This window comes from Herbaspirillum sp. meg3, from assembly GCF_002257565.1.
In the GTDB taxonomy this organism is placed as follows: Bacteria; Pseudomonadota; Gammaproteobacteria; order Burkholderiales; family Burkholderiaceae_D; genus Herbaspirillum.
Map to the genome: position 1 here is coordinate 2,443,555 of NZ_CP022736.1, position 16,900 is coordinate 2,460,454.

At 57.4% G+C, this 16,900-nt stretch carries 17 protein-coding genes; 14 read left to right on the plus strand and 3 right to left on the minus strand.

Annotated elements, in window-relative coordinates; translation table 11 throughout:
* Nucleotides 1–8 precede the first annotated feature (8 nt).
* From hmeg3_RS11090 to gcvH, 8 genes are all read left to right on the plus strand, one after another.
* Nucleotides 9–944, plus strand: a complete 936-nt coding sequence (locus hmeg3_RS11090) for an ABC transporter permease (RefSeq protein ID WP_094563766.1) — start codon at nucleotides 9–11, stop codon at nucleotides 942–944.
* Nucleotides 941–1,957 (plus strand): ABC transporter ATP-binding protein, encoded by a 1,017-nt coding sequence (locus hmeg3_RS11095; protein ID WP_094563767.1) that lies wholly within the window; start codon nucleotides 941–943, stop codon nucleotides 1,955–1,957. Before hmeg3_RS11090 ends, hmeg3_RS11095 begins: the two co-directional genes overlap by 4 nt.
* Nucleotides 1,950–2,954 carry an ABC transporter ATP-binding protein gene (locus tag hmeg3_RS11100; protein ID WP_094563768.1) on the plus strand — a complete coding sequence of 335 codons (1,005 nt, stop codon included), beginning with the start codon at nucleotides 1,950–1,952 and terminating at the stop codon, nucleotides 2,952–2,954. Before hmeg3_RS11095 ends, hmeg3_RS11100 begins: the two co-directional genes overlap by 8 nt.
* 66 nt (nucleotides 2,955–3,020) lie before the next feature.
* Complete coding sequence (locus hmeg3_RS11105; RefSeq protein ID WP_094563769.1) at nucleotides 3,021–4,598, plus strand: ABC transporter substrate-binding protein; 1,578 nt, start codon at nucleotides 3,021–3,023, stop codon at nucleotides 4,596–4,598.
* A gap of 25 nt (nucleotides 4,599–4,623) precedes the next feature.
* Entirely contained in the window at nucleotides 4,624–5,937 is a 1,314-nt protein-coding gene (locus tag hmeg3_RS11110) for an acyl-CoA thioesterase/bile acid-CoA:amino acid N-acyltransferase family protein (protein ID WP_094563770.1), read from the plus strand.
* Between the two features lie 44 nt (nucleotides 5,938–5,981).
* Entirely contained in the window at nucleotides 5,982–6,503 is a 522-nt protein-coding gene (locus hmeg3_RS11115; protein ID WP_094563771.1) for a CMD domain protein, read from the plus strand.
* A gap of 13 nt (nucleotides 6,504–6,516) precedes the next feature.
* Nucleotides 6,517–7,107: a peroxidase-related enzyme gene (locus hmeg3_RS11120; protein ID WP_094563772.1), complete on the plus strand. Its 591-nt coding sequence runs from the start codon at nucleotides 6,517–6,519 to the stop codon at nucleotides 7,105–7,107.
* A gap of 28 nt (nucleotides 7,108–7,135) precedes the next feature.
* Nucleotides 7,136–7,513: a glycine cleavage system protein GcvH gene (gene gcvH, locus hmeg3_RS11125; RefSeq protein WP_094563773.1), complete on the plus strand. Its 378-nt coding sequence runs from the start codon at nucleotides 7,136–7,138 to the stop codon at nucleotides 7,511–7,513.
* A 98-nt stretch (nucleotides 7,514–7,611) separates the two neighbouring features.
* On the opposite strand, the gene hmeg3_RS11130 is transcribed toward gcvH, so the two are convergent.
* Nucleotides 7,612–9,687 carry an ATP-dependent helicase gene (locus hmeg3_RS11130; protein ID WP_094563774.1) on the minus strand — a complete coding sequence of 692 codons (2,076 nt, stop codon included), beginning with the start codon at nucleotides 9,685–9,687 and terminating at the stop codon, nucleotides 7,612–7,614.
* Nucleotides 9,688–10,151: 464 nt separating this feature from the next.
* On the opposite strand from hmeg3_RS11130, the gene hmeg3_RS11135 reads away from it, so the two are divergent.
* Together hmeg3_RS11135 and hmeg3_RS11140 are read left to right on the plus strand one after the other, a co-directional pair.
* Nucleotides 10,152–10,433: a hypothetical protein gene (locus hmeg3_RS11135; protein WP_094563775.1), complete on the plus strand. Its 282-nt coding sequence runs from the start codon at nucleotides 10,152–10,154 to the stop codon at nucleotides 10,431–10,433.
* A 537-nt stretch (nucleotides 10,434–10,970) separates the two neighbouring features.
* Nucleotides 10,971–12,530, plus strand: a complete 1,560-nt coding sequence (locus hmeg3_RS11140) for a GGDEF domain-containing protein (protein WP_232511959.1) — start codon at nucleotides 10,971–10,973, stop codon at nucleotides 12,528–12,530.
* Here hmeg3_RS11140 and hmeg3_RS11145 read toward each other — a convergent pair.
* Nucleotides 12,515–13,402 (minus strand): LysR family transcriptional regulator, encoded by an 888-nt coding sequence (locus hmeg3_RS11145; RefSeq protein ID WP_094563777.1) that lies wholly within the window; start codon nucleotides 13,400–13,402, stop codon nucleotides 12,515–12,517. The genes hmeg3_RS11140 and hmeg3_RS11145 overlap by 16 nt on opposite strands.
* Nucleotides 13,403–13,516: 114 nt before the next feature.
* Between hmeg3_RS11145 and hmeg3_RS11150 the strand changes: the two genes are divergently transcribed.
* The 4 genes from hmeg3_RS11150 to hmeg3_RS11165 all read left to right on the plus strand — a co-directional run bounded on the left by hmeg3_RS11150 (nucleotide 13,517) and on the right by hmeg3_RS11165 (nucleotide 16,183).
* Nucleotides 13,517–14,023, plus strand: a complete 507-nt coding sequence (locus tag hmeg3_RS11150) for a heme-binding protein (protein ID WP_094563778.1) — start codon at nucleotides 13,517–13,519, stop codon at nucleotides 14,021–14,023.
* Nucleotides 14,024–14,040: 17 nt separating this feature from the next.
* Nucleotides 14,041–15,633: an MFS transporter gene (locus tag hmeg3_RS11155; protein WP_232511960.1), complete on the plus strand. Its 1,593-nt coding sequence runs from the start codon at nucleotides 14,041–14,043 to the stop codon at nucleotides 15,631–15,633.
* A gap of 15 nt (nucleotides 15,634–15,648) precedes the next feature.
* Complete coding sequence (locus hmeg3_RS11160; RefSeq protein ID WP_094563779.1) at nucleotides 15,649–15,864, plus strand: DUF2970 domain-containing protein; 216 nt, start codon at nucleotides 15,649–15,651, stop codon at nucleotides 15,862–15,864.
* A gap of 106 nt (nucleotides 15,865–15,970) precedes the next feature.
* Nucleotides 15,971–16,183, plus strand: coding sequence for a hypothetical protein (locus tag hmeg3_RS11165; RefSeq protein ID WP_094563780.1), 213 nt, complete (start codon nucleotides 15,971–15,973; stop codon nucleotides 16,181–16,183).
* A 29-nt stretch (nucleotides 16,184–16,212) separates the two neighbouring features.
* Here hmeg3_RS11165 and hmeg3_RS11170 read toward each other — a convergent pair whose 3' ends face one another.
* A complete protein-coding gene (locus tag hmeg3_RS11170) occupies nucleotides 16,213–16,899 on the minus strand; it encodes a GntR family transcriptional regulator (RefSeq protein ID WP_094563781.1) in 687 nt (228 codons plus the stop codon).
* Nucleotide 16,900 lies beyond the last annotated feature (1 nt).

The window sequence follows — 16,900 nt, forward strand, 5'->3', positions numbered from 1 at the left end:
CAGTACCAATGACGCAGGAAGAGGTCCGCGCCAAAGTTGCCGCCTTGTCGGCATTCCAGACGCCGCGGCGCGAGTCGCCGTGGCGACGCGTGATGCGTGGGTTCCTGGCGTCGAAGACGGCCATGTTCGGACTGGCCGTCGCCGTCCTGCTGATGATCGCCGCGCTGGCGGCACCGTGGCTGACTCCGCAAAATCCCTATGACCTGATGCAACTGGATGTGCTTGATGCGCGCTTGCATCCGGGCAGCGCCAACGGTCTGGGCACATTTACCTACTGGCTCGGCACGGATGGGCAGGGGCGCGATCTGTATTCCGCAATTCTTTATGGTCTGCGCATCAGCGTCGGTATCGGTGTCGGCTCAGCCTTGCTGGCTGGTGTGATCGGCACCCTGATCGGTTTGCTGGCGGCGTATGCCGGCGGCAAGGTCGATGCGCTGTTGATGCGGTTGGCGGATCTGGTGCTGTCGTTCCCGTCGATTCTGGTTTCGATGCTGATTCTGGCGTATCTGGGCAAGGGCATTTTCAACGTCATGGCGACACTGGTGGTGCTGGAGTGGGCTTACTACGCCCGCACTGCGCGTGGTCAGGCGCTGGTAGAGCGGCAGAAGGAATACGTCGAGGCTGCACGCGGTCTGGGTGTATCGGGCTGGCGCATCATGGTGCGGCATATCCTGCCGAATTGCCTGCCGCCGCTGATCGTCATCGGCACGCTGCAGATCGCACGCGCCATCACACTGGAGGCCACCTTGAGCTTTCTCGGCCTTGGTGTGCCGATCACGGAACCGTCGTTGGGTCTGCTGATTTCCAACGGTTATCAATACATGCTGTCCGGCGAATACTGGATCAGTTTTTATCCCGGCATCGCCTTGCTGGTCGTGATCGTGGCGATCAACATGGTCGGCGATCGTCTGCGCGATGTCATGAATCCAAGGTGGCAGAAATGAGTGCATCCAACTCTGTGCCGACGCTTGAAGTACGCAATCTGCGTACGCATTTTTTTACGCCCGGCGGCGTATTGCCGGCAGTCGATGACGTCTCGCTGACGTTGGAGCGCGGCCGCATTCTCGGTCTGGTCGGCGAATCCGGGTCGGGCAAGACCGTAACCGGTTTTTCCATCCTCGGTTTGCTGGATGCACCGGGCCGCATTGTCGGTGGACAGATTTTGTTCAAGGGACAGGATCTGGTGACGCTGGACAAGAAGTCGTTGCGCAGCCTGCAGGGTAATCGCATCGCGATGATTTTTCAGGATCCGATGATGACCCTGAATCCGGTTCTGCGGGTCGAAGCGCAGATGATCGACGCCGTACTCGCACACAGCAAGGTCAGCCGCGATCAGGCACGCCAACTGGCGCGCGATACCCTGGGCATGATGGGCATCGCCAGCCCGGACGAGCGGCTTCAGGCGTACCCGCATCAATTGTCCGGTGGTATGCGGCAACGCGTGGCAATTGCGATTGCCATGCTGCACAAGCCCGACCTGATCATCGCTGATGAGCCGACCACCGCATTGGACGTGACGATTCAGGCGCAGATTCTGTCGGAAGTGCAAAAGCTGGCGCGCCAGCATGGCACCGCGCTGATCTGGATCACACATGATCTGTCGGTGGTGGCGGGGCTGGCTGATGATGTCGCCGTGATGTATTCCGGCCGAATCGTCGAGCAAGGTAAAGTATCCGACGTCCTCGACCGGCCGTTGCATCCTTACACGCAAGGCCTGATCGGCAGCTTGCCGAGCAACAACCGCCGCGGCGAACGCCTGCGCCAGATCCCTGGCCTGACGCCGAATTTGCTGCACCTGCCGCCGACCTGCGCATTTGCCGCACGTTGCGAACGCGTCAGCGAACAATGCCTCACGCGTCCGGAAATCACGGAGCCGCTGAAGGCGCATTTCGTGCGTTGCTTCCATCCGGCGGTGCCGCTGGATGCTGCGAATACTGTGGAGCTGCGCCATGGATAAAGTCATCCCTTTGGTGGAAGCACACCAGGTCGGAAAACGTTTCGGCGAACGCAAGCCACGGCCGTTTGAATCGCAACTGATTGCACGCGGCTGGATGCGTCCGGCTGCGGTCACGCAAGCACTCGACGCGGTCGACCTGCACGTCATGCCCGGCGAGGTCGTCGGTCTGGTAGGTGAGTCCGGTTGCGGCAAGTCGACACTGGGCCGCATCGTGAGTGGACTGCTGTCGCCTTCATCAGGGCAGGTGCTGGTCGATGGCGTTGACCGCAACCAGCTCCGCGCACGCGAACAGCATGCCACGCGCCGCAAGGTGCAGATGATTTTTCAGAATCCGTACGCCAGTCTCAATCCGCGCCTGCGCGTTGATGAAATCGTCGGCGAAGCTGCGCTGATCCACGGCATGACCGACAAGGCCGGACTCGACGATTACGTCAGTGCGCAATTGCTGCGCGCCGGGCTTGATCCCGAGTTGCGTGACCGCTATCCGCATCAGTTCAGCGGCGGCCAGCGTCAGCGTATCGGCATTGCGCGCGCGCTGGCGGTGCAGCCGCAGATGCTGGTGGCGGACGAGGCAGTGGCGGCGCTGGATGTATCGATTCAGGCGCAGATTCTCAACCTGTTCAGTGACCTGCGCGAACAGCTTGGGTTGACCTACCTGTTCATTAGTCACGATCTCGGCGTGGTCGAGCATGTCTCCGATCGCGTGGTCATCATGTATCTGGGCCACATTGTCGAGAGCGCCGCCGTCGACGAGTTGTTTGCGCGGCCGAATCACCCGTACACCCAGGCATTGCTGGCGGAAGTGCCGCGTTTGCAGTCACGCAACAAGTCTTTCACGGCAATCAAGGGCGAGATCCCGAGTCCCTTGAATCCGCCGCAGGGCTGCCATTTCCATCCGCGCTGTCCGCATGCCATGCCGCGCTGCCGACAGGAAGCACCGGCGCTCAAAGAAGTCGCGCCGGGACACTTGAGCGCATGTCATTTGAACGATCAGTAAAGCATTGCAGCAAGCAACACCGATAACAAGCTTATTCCATATCCACCACTACCGAGGATGATGAACATGAAGAAAACCGTACTTTCCAGCCTGCTGGCCGTCGCGCTTCTGGGAACCGCAGCCGTCAATTCAGCCGGCGCGCAAACGCTGAACATCGCATTCGCCGATCCGCTGTCCTCGCTCGATCCGCAACTGAACAACCATGCCGGTGATCGTTCCGTCGACCTGCACTTTTGGGATCTGCTGGTCGAGAACAATTACAACAAGCTGCAACCTGGCCTGGCAGTCAGCTGGAAAAATATCGATCCGAAGACCTGGGAATTCAAGCTGCGTCCCAACGTCAAGTGGCAGGACGGCAAGCCGTTCACCGCGGACGACGTAATCTTCTCGTATCAACGCGCACGCGCCGTGCCGGGCAGTGTGGCGACTTTCGCCGGCTATCTGCGCACTGTGGAATCGGTGACCGCCAAAGATCCGCTGACCTTGATCATCAAGACCAATATTGCCAATCCAGACCTGCCGCTGAACCTGGCGTCGGTACATATCGTCAGCAAGCACGTTGGTGAGAAGTCACAAACCGAGAACTACAACAGCGGCGCCGCCATGGTTGGCAGCGGCCCATACAAGTATGTTTCCTACACGCCGGGCGACCGCGTCATCATGGAGCGCAACAATGACTACTGGGGCCAGAAGCAACTCTGGGAAAAGGTCAATTACCGTTACATCAACAACGCCGCTGCACGTACCGCTGCGCTGCTGTCGGGTGACGTCGATGTAATCGACAAAGTATCGGTGTCGGATCTGGCCAAGTTGAAGCAGTCGCCGAACGTCAAGGTGTTCCCATACAACGGCCTGCGCGTGTTGCTGTTGCAACCAAGTTTCCATGAAGGTCCGAGCCCGTACATTACCGACAACAACGGCAAGCAACTCGACAAGAATCCATTGCTGGATGCCCGCGTGCGCAAGGCCTTGTCGCTGGCGATCAACCGCAAGGCGCTGGTCGACCGTATTTTGCAAGGCGCAGCGACCGAAGCCAATCAATGGATGCCGGCGGATACCTTCGGCTACAACCCTGATATCAAGAACATCCCGAACGATGTGAACCAGGCCAAGAAGCTGCTGGCTGATGCCGGCTTCCCGCAAGGCTTCAAGCTGACCATCCACGTGCCGAACGACCGCTATCCGCAAGCACCGGAAACCATGCAAGCCGTGGCGCAATTCTGGACTCGCATCGGTGTGAAGACGCAAGTGGAAGTGTTGCCATGGGCGTCCTATTCGGCACGGGCCAACAAGAATGAGTTTGCCGTCAGCGTGCTGGCATGGGGCAACGGTACCGGTGAAGCCAGCTATGCACTGGTGAACGTGCTGGCGACTGTCGACGCCAAGAAGGGGCTGGGCGCTTCCAACTGGAATCACTACAGCAATCCTGCCATCGACAAGGCGTTGGCCGATTCGACTGCCGAATTCGACGCGGCCAAGCGTGAAGCGATCCTGCGCAATGCAGCCAAGATCGTCTCCGACGACGCCGGTGTCATTCCTCTGTATCACTATCAAAACATCTGGGCGGCAAAGAGGGGCCTGAAGGTCACACCGGCCAGCAGCGATCGCACCACCGCGATGATGGTGACACAGGATAAGAAGTAATTTTTGCAATCGAGGAAGTAACAGTATGGCTACCTTGAATGTTTCCGTTACGCCGGCCGATGACCTGATCGATGTGCCGCGGCGTATCGTCGTCACCGGCGCGGTGCCGGGCGAGCTGGTACAGGTTTCCAGCAGTACCTTGCGCGCCGGCGCCAACTGGCAGAGCAGCGCGCGCTTCGTCGCCGATGCGGCAGGTCACGTCGATCTGTCGCTGGCGCCGGCAGTTGAAGGCAGCTATGCCGGGATTTCGGCGATGGGCTTGCTGTGGTCGCAACAGCCGGAGCAAGAGGGCAAGCGCGAGCAGTTTCATCCGGACGTGCAACAGCCGTTGATGACGACCGTGCATGCCAGCGCCGTCAGCGGAGAGGCTGACACCGTTCTGGTGCAGCGTCTTTGCGCCGACGGTGTAACACGCAGGGAAGTGCGCGAGCAGGGGCTGGTGGGCACGCTGTTTATGCCACCCGCATCGGCCGGTCCGGGACCTTATCCTGCCGTCATGATCCTCAATGGGTCGGGCGGCGGCATCAACGAGCCGCGTGCGGCTTTGTATGCGTCGCGTGGCTATGCGGCTTTTGCGCTGGCGTATTTCAAGGCCCCCGGATTGTCGGACTACATCTCCAATACGCCGCTGGAATATTTCGAAAAAGGCCTGGACTGGCTGCGCGCCACCGTTAAGCCTCTGCATGATTTCGTCGCCATCAGCGGCCAGTCGCGCGGCGGCGAGCTGGTGCTGTTGCTGGGTGCTACCTTCCCGGAAAAGGTCTCGGCCGTCCTGGCCTACGTACCGAGTGCGTTGGTGCATAGCGGCCAAAATGCCTGCGATCCGGCCATCGGACGGGAAGGCCCGACCTGGCTCTTGAACGGCAAGCCATTGACCCACCAATGGGAAAACAACCGTCACGCCAGTTGGGCACCGTTTGACGAAGGCCCGCCGCCGCATCGGCATGCACTGGCCATGCTGACTGCCTTGCAGGACAAGGACGCTGTGGCGAAGGCGCGCATCCATGTAGAAAACATCCAGTCTCCGGTGCTGCTGTTCTCAGCGACCGACGACGGCTCATGGCCGTCCAGCGTGTACGCGCGGATGGTGAGCGACAAGCTGGCAGAAGTCGCACATCCGCATGCGGTGGAGTGGCACGATTATCAGGACGCAGGTCATGCAATTCTGTTTCCCTATGTGCCGACGACGCAAATCAGTTACGCGCATCCGGTTTCCAAACGCATCAGCACCGGCGGCGGACTGCCTGCCGCGAACGCGCATGCCGACCATCACTCGTGGCAGCACGCGCAGCAATTTTTACGGAATGCCATCGCTCAGAAAAAACTTAAGCAAGAGTAATAGTAAGAGCAAGCACGGGCATCCCTCACTCGAAAGGAAGTTTCATGACAACGCAAGTGGAATACAACATCGACAACGATGTCATCGACAAGCTGGTCGGCTTGCAGGCCGGTAGTAGCCTTCATGCCTTGCGCCATCAGCGTGAAAAAGTTGCGGTGGCAACCCAGGGTAGTTACGACACCCTGTTTGATCCGGTGCTGGAAGGCATTGGCCTCGACGAGCGCCTGCTGGTGGCGCTGTATGCCTGCCGCCTGGCCGGTGCGACGGATGTGGCGGCGCATTACCGTGCGCGTCTGGAAGCGCTGCCAGCGGATGCCGCACAACTGGCCGTCGCCGCCTCCGGCGAACCGGAGCAATTGCCGGCAGGTCGTTTGCGCGCGATGTTGATCTTTACCCGTGCCTTGACCGAGCGTCCGGTCGAAGGCGACAAAGCCGCGCTGCATACCTTGCCTGCCGCAGGTATCAGCACGCCTGCAGTAGTGGCCTTGTCGCAACTGATCGCTTTCGTCTCTTATCAGATCCGCGTCGTCGCCGGTCTGAAGGCGATGAAATTGGCAAGTAACTGAGATCGGAGAAACCATGAGCACCATCATCAAATCGCACGGCTTCACCAACGAAGTTCTTGAGTGGGACGCCTGGCTCGATGTCATTGATATCGAAAAAGCGACTGAAGACCAGATCAAGGTTCTGGAAGAAAGCCATCCCAAGGCCAAGACGTCGGACTACTACCTGTTCCTTGGCCATCAGCCGGAAATTCTGCGCCAGCGTTCTGCCGCGTTCAACGCCATCATGTACGCGCCGGGCGGCATGTCGCGCGCCGAGCGTGAACTTGGCTCCATGGTCGTGTCGCGCATCAACGGCTGCGTCTACTGCGCGTCGGTGCATGCCCAGCGCTTCGAACAACTGGCCAAACGCAACGATACCGTACAGCAGGTATTCGACGATCCGTACACGGCAGGCACCGATGCGCGTGAAAAAGCCATCTCGCAGTTTTCCATTGATCTGACCAAGAATCCCAACGACGTCAATGCCGCCAGCATCCAGGCGCTCAAGGACGTCGGTCTGAACGAGCAGGAAATCCTCGACTTGATCCATTCGGTCGCGATCTTTGCCTGGGCCAATCGCCTGATGCTCAATCTGGGCGAGCCGGTTTTTCCGGCTTCGGAATAAGCAAAGCACATCACAACAGGAGACAAGCATGTTGATACCCGACAATCTGGTTTACGCCGACACGCACGAGTGGATCCGGCAGGAAGACGACGGTACGCTGACGATCGGCATCACTGATTTCGGCCAGGACCAGCTGGGGCCGCTGGTGTATGTGCAGACGCCGGATGTCGGCAGCGTGCTCAAGCGCGGCGCTGATGCCGGTGTGGTCGAGTCGAACAAGACCGCATCCGATGTCCATGCGCCGGTCGACGGCGAAGTGCTCGCTGTCAATACGGTACTGGCCAATACGCCGGAGGCGATTAACGAAGCGCCGTACGAGCAGTGGATCTTCAAGCTGCGGCCGTTGACGGCATTCGATGACTCGGCGTTTCTTGACGCTGCGGCTTATACGAAGATGATCGGCTGATTTTTCAGCGTCACAAAAAGCCGTAGTTTGCAGTCGGCATGCAGTGTGTTCTTGAGTGTTGATGTCGTTGGTATGAAAGCGTGCAGGTCTTTTACATTCTATTTCCACATGCCGCGCATGCGTGCCGCCACATCGACGCGCATTTGCTTTGCATCGGGACGTCCGCTTGGGCCGACGGCGACCACCGGCCATGCGCTGCTGGAAAAATGCGGCAAAATCCCCGGTGGAATGAAGCGTGTGCGTGATGCGTACACATGGCGGTCGCCTTGGGCATGCTGGCCGCCGGTGAAGAACTTTTGCGGCACCATCAGATGCAAGTCGTCTTTGGCGCGTGTCATGGCGACGTAGAGAAGCCGGCGTTCTTCCTCGATCTCGTCGGTGCTGCCGGTGGCAAGATCGGCGGGGATGCAACCATCGACCACGTTGAGCACATACACCGATTTCCATTCCTGTCCTTTGGAGGAATGGATGGTCGACAGGATCAGATAGTCCTCATCGAGCAAGGGAATGCCCGATTGATCGCTGGTCGCATCCGGAGGATCCAGCGTCAGTTCGGTGAGAAAGCGTTCGCGCGACGGGTAGCCGGAGGCGATCTGTTCCAGTTGCAGCAAGTCGGCCTGGCGTGTGGCGGCGTCTTCGTGATGACGTTCAAGATGTGGCGCATACCAGCTGCGCGCATGAGCGATTTCAGCGGGCCAGCCGGTTTTACCTTGTGCCATGAATTGCAGCACGTCGACGAAGGTGCCCCAGTCATCGCCGGCGCGTGGCGGTGCGGGCAGGGTGGACAGCGCGGCAAGCGGATCGGCATGCGTCGACATGGCGTCGAGTACTTTTTGCGCCGAGCCGGGGCCGACACCGGGCAGCAATTGCATCAGGCGAAAGCCTGCCACGCGGTCGCGGGGATTTTGCACGAAACGCAGCATCGCCAGCATATCCTTGACATGGGCGCTGTCGAGAAATTTGAGTCCGCCGAATTTGACGAAGGGAATGTTACGGCGCACCAGTTCGATTTCCAGCGGGCCGCTGTGATCGGAGGCGCGAAATAGCACGGCTTGTTCTTTGAGCGTGCTGCCGGCTTCGCGATTTTCCAGCACGCGCTCGACGATGTAGCGCGCCTGATCAGCTTCGTCGCGCACGGAGACCAGGTGGGGCTTGTCGTCGGAAGTACGTTCGGTCCAGAGATTCTTTGTGAAGCGTTCGAGCGCCTTGTCGATGACGCTGTTGGCGGCGGCAAGAATGGGTTGCGTCGACCGATAGTTGCGGTCGAGCGTGACGATGTCGGCCGGTGGGTCAAAAGCGCGCGGGAAGTCGAGGATGTTGCGTACGGTCGCCGCGCGGAAAGAATAGATTGCCTGTGCATCGTCGCCGACTACGGTCAGACCGCGACCGTCGGGCTTCAGCGCCAGCAGGATGGAAGACTGCAGTCGATTGGTATCCTGATATTCATCCACCAGCACATGATCGAAGCGGGCGCCGATGTCCTCGGCCAGCATGCGGTCTTCGATGGTCTGGGCCCAGTACAGCAGCAGGTCATCGTAGTCGAGCACGTTGTGCGCCTGCTTGGCTTCGACGTAGGCGCCGAAGAGCGTACGCAGTTGCGCTTCCCATTCGGCGCACCAGGGGAAGACCTTGTGCAGGATGCTGTCGAGCGGGGCCTCGGAGTTGACCACGCGTGAGTAAATGGCGAGGCAGGTGGCTTTGAGCGGGAAGCGTTTTTCCGTCTTGGACAAGCCTAGTTCGTGTCGCACCAGATTCATCAGATCGGCGGAATCCTCGCGGTCATGGATCGAAAAATTGGGGTCAAGACCGATCTGGTCAGCATATTCACGCAGCAATTGCGCCCCGATACCATGGAATGTGCCGGCCCACGACAGCGCATCGGCCATGATGCGACCGTTGGCTCCCATTGCCTCGCCGCAAATACGCTGCACGCGGCGCGTCATTTCAGCGGCGGCACGACGCGAAAATGTCATGAGCAAAATACGGCGCGGATCCGCGCCATTGACGATCAGATGCGCGACACGATGCGCCAGCGTATTGGTCTTGCCGGATCCGGCGCCGGCAATGACCAGCAAAGGACGGGCAGGTATCACGTCGCGTTGTCCCGGCGTGATGCCGAATTCCACCGCCTGGCGCTGTTCGGCATTCAGTTTTTCCAAATAATCGACGTTCATCTTTGCTTGTCTTGGCGCGCACGTGAGTAATTCATTGACTCATGTTACGGATCCGCAGCATGAGAGGGTATTGCTACGAAATCTGTGATTGAGCAGCATGCAGGAGAGGCACTTATTTTACTGTTGTTTTATACAGTTGTGGCGCTCGTTACATATTCGCCAGGCGGACGCGGTGGTGCGGCTAAGAATGCCGTTGGAAATACATTTACAGTCGATGAAAAACCGACAATGGATTTTGCGGGACAGCTGTCTATACTGCGGTGATCTCCGATGAAAAATCCAAAAAACGAAATCACCTTTTGCTGCAACGCCACATAGGGCGCTGGTTTGCAGCGCGTAGATAATCTATCGTTTGTAATTGAAATTAATTTGATTTTCGTTCTGAAAATGTATTTGGGAGCTTGTGTTGACTAATGGTCCCTGAGTAGAATTTCTTTACGACAACTTCATGAAGAGGTGTGGCTATGAACAAGACTCTCGCTTTGCTCGACTGTTTGGCCCAACTCAAGGAAGCGCAGAATTGCGCAGATGCCTTGCTCTCCGATATCGTCGCCGACGCCGTTCGTGCGAACAAAGGCAAGGGAGACGTTCCCAAACCGGCGACCTTGAAAGCGTTTCGCAGCGCGCTGAAATCCGCGAACACGCATTGTTATCAGGCCGAATTGATTCTTGCTGAATTTGATGCTTTGCAAACAGTCATGCCTATCGGCAAACAGCAGCTTCCTTCTATTCATTACAGCATCTGATCTGCAGGTTCAGTACGAACAGTCCGCGTCTCTAAAAATAAGGCGCGGATTGTTTATTCAGACAGACAATCCACGTTTCCACTTTTCGCGCGCACGAAAACATGCCGCACGGTTGCCGCGCGGATCAACTTAATGCAGGTGCCGGTCAATATCTCGCTGATACGGCACATCTTTTTGTTGTCGGGCTTAAATGAAAATCAATTTATTCGCTCGCGGTGAAAACAAAAAGGCGGACTCCTGCTGAAGCGTGCCCCGTAACAAAAAATTCATGTCGAAAATTGCGGAACATTGTTTCCGTAGGGCACTCTTAAATGAGTGTCGTAGCGCATTTGTGCGACAGACCATACATAACTTTGTGTCTACAATAGACCCGGCAGATATATTGCTTATGCCGTGAGTGCTGATGCAGTGGCATTGATCTGCGACCTGCGAGCGATGTGTGTGCTATCTGAGCGGTATGCGAGGAGGGTATGCACACATGTTCCAGGATGTTCATTCCCCTGTTTCCAGGGAGTTAAATTGCGATCCGGATTTTCATTGAAAGCAAAATGGCCCCGCGCCCTGATTCAGGATGGCTGGGGATTGTCCGTTTGTTTTGTCTTGCTTTCTTCGCTGGTGCTTGTGGTGATCTGGGGTATCACCATGATGCACGTCTCCAGCGAGAAGAAGATGGCCATGGAAAGCGCTTCCGGCGAAAGCAAGAACATGGCCGCGATCTTGGCATCCAATCTCAATGACCGGCTGGATCGAGCGATGCTCTACGGCAGCGTTGCCAATAAAGTACTGGATGGCGACGCAACGGCAGCCGAATACTTAAATTTACTCTTCAACGGCGATACCGCCTATGTTCGTTCTGCAGTCTTCGACGCAGAGATGAAACTACGCTATTCATCAAGCGGTTCTCCGACCGAGGGGGGCTTCGCTGATCTGATCCGGCAGATGCATCCTGCAGCCTCCAATGATTCCGATGATGCCGCTCGCAAGGTTGGTTCTGTTGTGCTGGGTAAAGCCGAAGGCTATGCGTGGCGCATTCCATTGCTGATCTCATTGAACAGCCCCAGGAACAACGTGCATGGCTTCTTTGTGGCGGTGCTTGATCTCGGCCGCTTCCTTACCGACTATCAGAAAATTGGCGACGGCTATCGCATATCGGTGGATGGTGCATCAGGACTTCCACTGGTGACGCTCAGTGATGGCAAGCTGATTGGCAACACGAGCGAAGGCATCGTCAGCAAATCCAGCGGTAACGAAAATACACACAGCTTACCGGGCGTGAGCAACTATCAAAAGGTCGAGGGTTATCCGTTGACCATCACTGTCAGCATGGATCCGGATTTTATCGTTGCTGATCTGACGCAGTCGCACTATGAATATATCCGTTATGCCATCGTCATTTCGATTGCGGTCGTAACGCTGACACTGATTCTGATCTGGATCTCGTACCATCGGAAAAAACTTTACCAGCGGCTTGAGCGCTCAGAGCGAGAAAAGATCTGTCTCATCGAACAACTGGAAAAAGAGAAGACCCGCGCCTATCAACTTGCCTCGCATGATTATCTGACCGGTATTCCCAACCGCATGCTATTCAACGAACTCGCCGCAGCCGAGTTGTCTCGCGCCAAGCGCAGTCCCAATCTCTACGCTTTGTTCTTCATTGATCTGGATGGTTTCAAGCCGATCAACGACACACTGGGGCACGCCGTCGGCGATCTCTTGCTGCAATCCGTGGCGCAGCGTCTGTGTGCCAGCCTGCGAGAATACGATCTGGTGGCGCGGCTGGGTGGCGATGAGTTTGTCGTTCTCTTGTCGGATATTAAATACCAGAGCCAGATCGCCGACATCGCCGACAAACTGGTCAAGACGGTGGGGGCACCGTTTCTTAATATTGCGGGGCACGAGGTGTGTACCAGCCTGAGTATCGGCATCGCACTGTTTCCCGACGATGGCCATACTGTCGACGAGTTGCTCTCCAAAGCCGACACGGCCATGTATGCGGCCAAAAAGGCCGGTAAGGGCGCTTATCGGTTCCATGACTCCGGCATGCGCGGCGCGCATGTCAGCCGCCTGCCGACAGGCACGCGCTATTTATCCGCCTGAGTTTCCTGTCGCGATTTCAATTGTTTGAGAAATGCCCGTACCACGGGCGATTTTTCGTGACGGCGTGACGCCAGTGCGATTGCACCGGGGATGCTTTTTCCTTCAATTCGCCGATATACCACGCCCGGCATATGTACCCGTTGCATCACGGAAACCGGCACGATCGCCACCCCTTGTCCCAGTGATACCAAGGTAATGACGGCCACTAGACCGCCAGGATTGGCAATCGTGCGCGGTACGAAACGTCCCCGCCGCGCAACTTCCATTGTTCCGGAAGCCTGTTCGGGGAGGATGAATTGCTCCGTGCCGAGGTCGGCCGCCAGCAAAGTGTCTTTTTGTGCCAGCGGTGAATCTTCCGGCAGCGCCGCCACAAAGTCGTCATAGATGAGCGTCATGAGGGTAACGTCCGGCGGACATGGCACCGGCGGGCGAATGAACGCCAGATCAATGCCGCCGTTGCTCACCATCATGGGAAGGCCGTCCATGGGCGCCTCAATCAGGTTCAGTTTGACCTGCGGATACGCACTGCGAAAACGCGCCACCTCCGTTTGCAGCAAGCCAGAATAGGCCGCCGAAGCAATGTAGCCAATTTCAATGCGTCCGATTTCTCCGCGGCCTGCACGCCGCGCAGCTTCCTCAGCCAAGGCAGCCTGATGCAGCGTGCGAATGACTTCCTCTCGAAACACTTCCCCCGCCGACGTCAGATGCACAGAACGCTTGGTGCGTTGAAACAAGCGTACATCGAGCAGGCGTTCTATCTCTTGAATTTGCTTGGTCAGCGCCGGAGGCGAAATGCCTAGTTGTTCCGCCGCGCGGGCGAAATGCAATGTCTCGGCAGCAGCGGCAAAACAGCGGAAGTGGCGTAGTTCCATGGGGATTCCAATAATTAACTAAAGAGAAATTAAATTGCAGTTTGTATGTAATAAAGATAATTATAGGCAGGATTAGAATGGCTCGCATCCCCCCTGACAACATGAGGAATCTCCATGCATCTGAATCGCGCTTTTACCACTCTCTCTTTGTGCCTGCTGGGTGCAATGTCGACGAGCTTCAGTGTCACCGCCTTTGCGCAGCAAAAAGAAGGCGCTGCGATCAGCAAGCGTGTGCTGACATTGGAGATGGCAAAGTCCATCGTTGCCGCTGCGCGTGACGAGGCGCGCAAGAACGGTTGGCCCGGCGGGATTGCCGTGGTGGATGAAGGCGGCTGGCTGATCGCTGCAGAACGTATGGACAACGCCGCTACCACTATCGGCCCGACAGTAGCGATAGAAAAAGCGCGCACGGCAGCCTTGTTCAAACGTCCGTCCGCAGATTTGGAGAACGCCGTCAACAATGGCCGGCCGGCGGCCATTACCGCAGGTTTGGTCATGATGGAAGGCGGACTGCCGATTGTGATCGATGGCCAGGTTGTCGGCGCTATTGGTGTGAGCGCCGATACCAAAGTGCACGATAGCCAGATTGCTCGTGCCGGTCTCGCAGCATTGAAACCATAAACAGATAACCAACCGACATGCAAACCGTCATCAACATGGAGGCTGCTAAGGCTGCTGCTACCGCTGCACAGCTCGATAAAGAGCGTCGCAAAGGGCGCAATATTTTGCTGATATGTTCCAGCGTCTGTGCACTGATCGTACTGGACACCAACATCGTGGCAGTGTCGCTGCCTTCGGTGGCACGCTCGCTGCATGCCGATTTCAGCGACATCGAATGGGTGGTCAGCGCATATATGCTGGCGTTTGCGTCGCTGTTGTTGCCTGCGGGCAGCCTGGCCGATCGCTTTGGACGCAAGCGCATGATGCTGCTCGGACTCAGTCTGTTCAGTATCGCCTCGCTGGGATGCGGACTGGCATGGTCGGTGGAAGTGCTGCAACTGGCGCGTGCGCTCAAAGGCGTCGGTGCGGCGATGTTGCTGACGTCTGCCTTGGCAGTGATCGGCCATGTTTTTCACACCGAGAAGGATCGTACGCACGCCTGGGCGGTATGGGGCGCATGCATGGGCGTATCGATGACGGTCGCTCCTTTGCTCGGCGGCGTCATTACAGAACTGCTTGGGTGGCGTTGGATTTTTCTCTTGAATTTGCCGGTATGCCTGTGTCTCGGCACCCTGGTCTATCGCGAGGTCAGCGAATCGGGAGACGCAGGCGCTGCACGCCTGGACCCTTGGGGAAGCTTGTTGCTGAGCAGCGGGTTGTCCTTTTTGATCTGGGGATTGATCAATGCCAATTCTTCGGGATGGGGCAGCCATGCCACCATCATGCGCGTGGCAGGAGGGCTGCTGTTGCTGGCTTTGTTCATTCCGGTTGAGCTGATGCAGAAACGGCCGATGATCGACTTGCGATTGTTCCGCAGAGCGCCGTTTGTTGGCGCAGTGCTGGCGATGTTCGGTTACGCTGCCGCCGCGCAGGTAATGATGACGTTTCTTCCTTTGTATTTGCAAAATGCGTTTTCGTATTCTGCCGTCGCTGCCGGATTGGCAATGCTGCCGTTCGCGCTGGCAATGATGGTCTTTCCACGTGTAGGCGTGGCGCTGGCACAGCGGATGTCTCTGCACGGTTTGATGGGGTTAGGGATGGCGCTGGTATGCGCCGGGAATGTGGTGGTGGCGATCGCAGCTTATGTAAGCGCTTATTGGATGGTGCTGATCGGCATGATCATTACCGGCAGCGGCGCCGGGCTGCTCAACGGCAACACGCAGAAAGCCATCATGCATTGTGTGCCGCGCGAGCGCACCGGTATGGCGTCCGGCATCAGCACCACGACACGTTTTTCGGCCATCGTGCTTGCGATTGCCTGTCTCGGTTGCGTACTGACGGTACGCACCGGCAGTTATTTGAAAGAGGCATTGCTCGGTGCTCATCTGCCGCTGCCGGTGCAGATCAACGATGTGGTTGAGCGCATCGTCGCCGGCGATAGCGTTGCCGCTTTGCCGGCCTTGCACCACAATGCGCAGGCACTGCTAATGGCGCAGACCGGTTTTGCACACGCGTTCTCGATATTGATGCTGGCTGCGGCTGCCATCGCTGCCGTATCGGGCGTACTGCTGTTCCATCTGATGGGCAGTGGCAATAGCAAGGCTGCATCGGTTGATGCAGTCGCAGTCTGACCAGGAGAAACAAGCATGAAGCCGATACAGTCCAACACGATACAGAAGCGTTCTTTTCTCGCCACGCTGGCGGCGGTATTCTGGTCTTTCGTCGGGCTGCGCCGGCGTGCTGACTATGAAAAGGATGCGACGTCCCTCAATCCTTTTTATGTGATCGGTGCTGGCTTGATTGCTGTCGCTATCTTTATCGCTGCTTTAATTGTCATTGTACGTTTGGTCGTCGGGGGCTAGAACGGGCGTCAATGTATGTGTTCATGCTCAGGTCGGGCATGAATGTTGCGTAGTTGTGCATTCGGTTGCCGATGATGTCCGTTGTCTTCTTGATAGGAGTATTGCAATGGCTACCAATAACTTGCAGCAGTTTCTGCGGACATATGGGAGATATCGCCAGGATGGTGCGCATCATCAGCAACGCGCCGGCATCTTCATTTTTGCGGTCTTGCTCGTGTTCTCATTTTCCGCGCATCGGGAGGAGCTCGATGCCGGGATGACGCACCTGCTGGCTGAGCTGGGCTCGAACTGCACCTGGTGCTCGATTACGCCTTATTGAGCCGGGCATGAGCCAAATTGATGCAGGAGTTACAGCAGCAGCTCTTTCGCCAGATCCCTCTTTGGATCGTTTTGCGTATCGAACTTCAACGCCTGTTCCACGTGGTGCAGGTGATGCAGCATCAGATCGACCGCTTCGTCGGCCTTACCTGCCTTGGCGGCAGCGATGAAGGCGGAATGTTCTTCCGTCGAGCAGATCGCGTCGCGCGTGGATTGATACAGCATGGTGATCAATGAGCTGCGACCGGCCAGCTTGACGAGGATGTCGGTCAGCACTTCGTTGCCGACGATATTGGCCAGCAGGATATGAAAGTCGCTGAGCAGCGTCGAGCGAACCTGGGGATTGTTTTCTTCGATGGCGCGTCGTTCTTCGCGTAAGTGCGCTTCCAGCCGTGCATAGTCCTCAGGAGTCGCGCGTGCAACAAATTCTTTGACCATGGCGGCTTCGAGTGTGCGGCGCACGAAGAAGATGTTGCGCGTTTCTTCCACGGTCGGCTTGCTGACGAAAGCCCCTTTGTCCGGAATCAGGTCAATCAGCTTGTCCTTGGCCAACATCACCAGCGCCGCGCGGATCTTGGTGCGGCTGACCTGGTAGACGCGTGCCAGCGCTTCTTCGCGAAGTTTTGCTCCGGGGGGAAGACGCTGTTCTGCGATGGCCATGGTGATGTCGCGGGCGATCGCTTCTGAACTGTCGGAGGGAAGTGCTGCTTCAGTCATA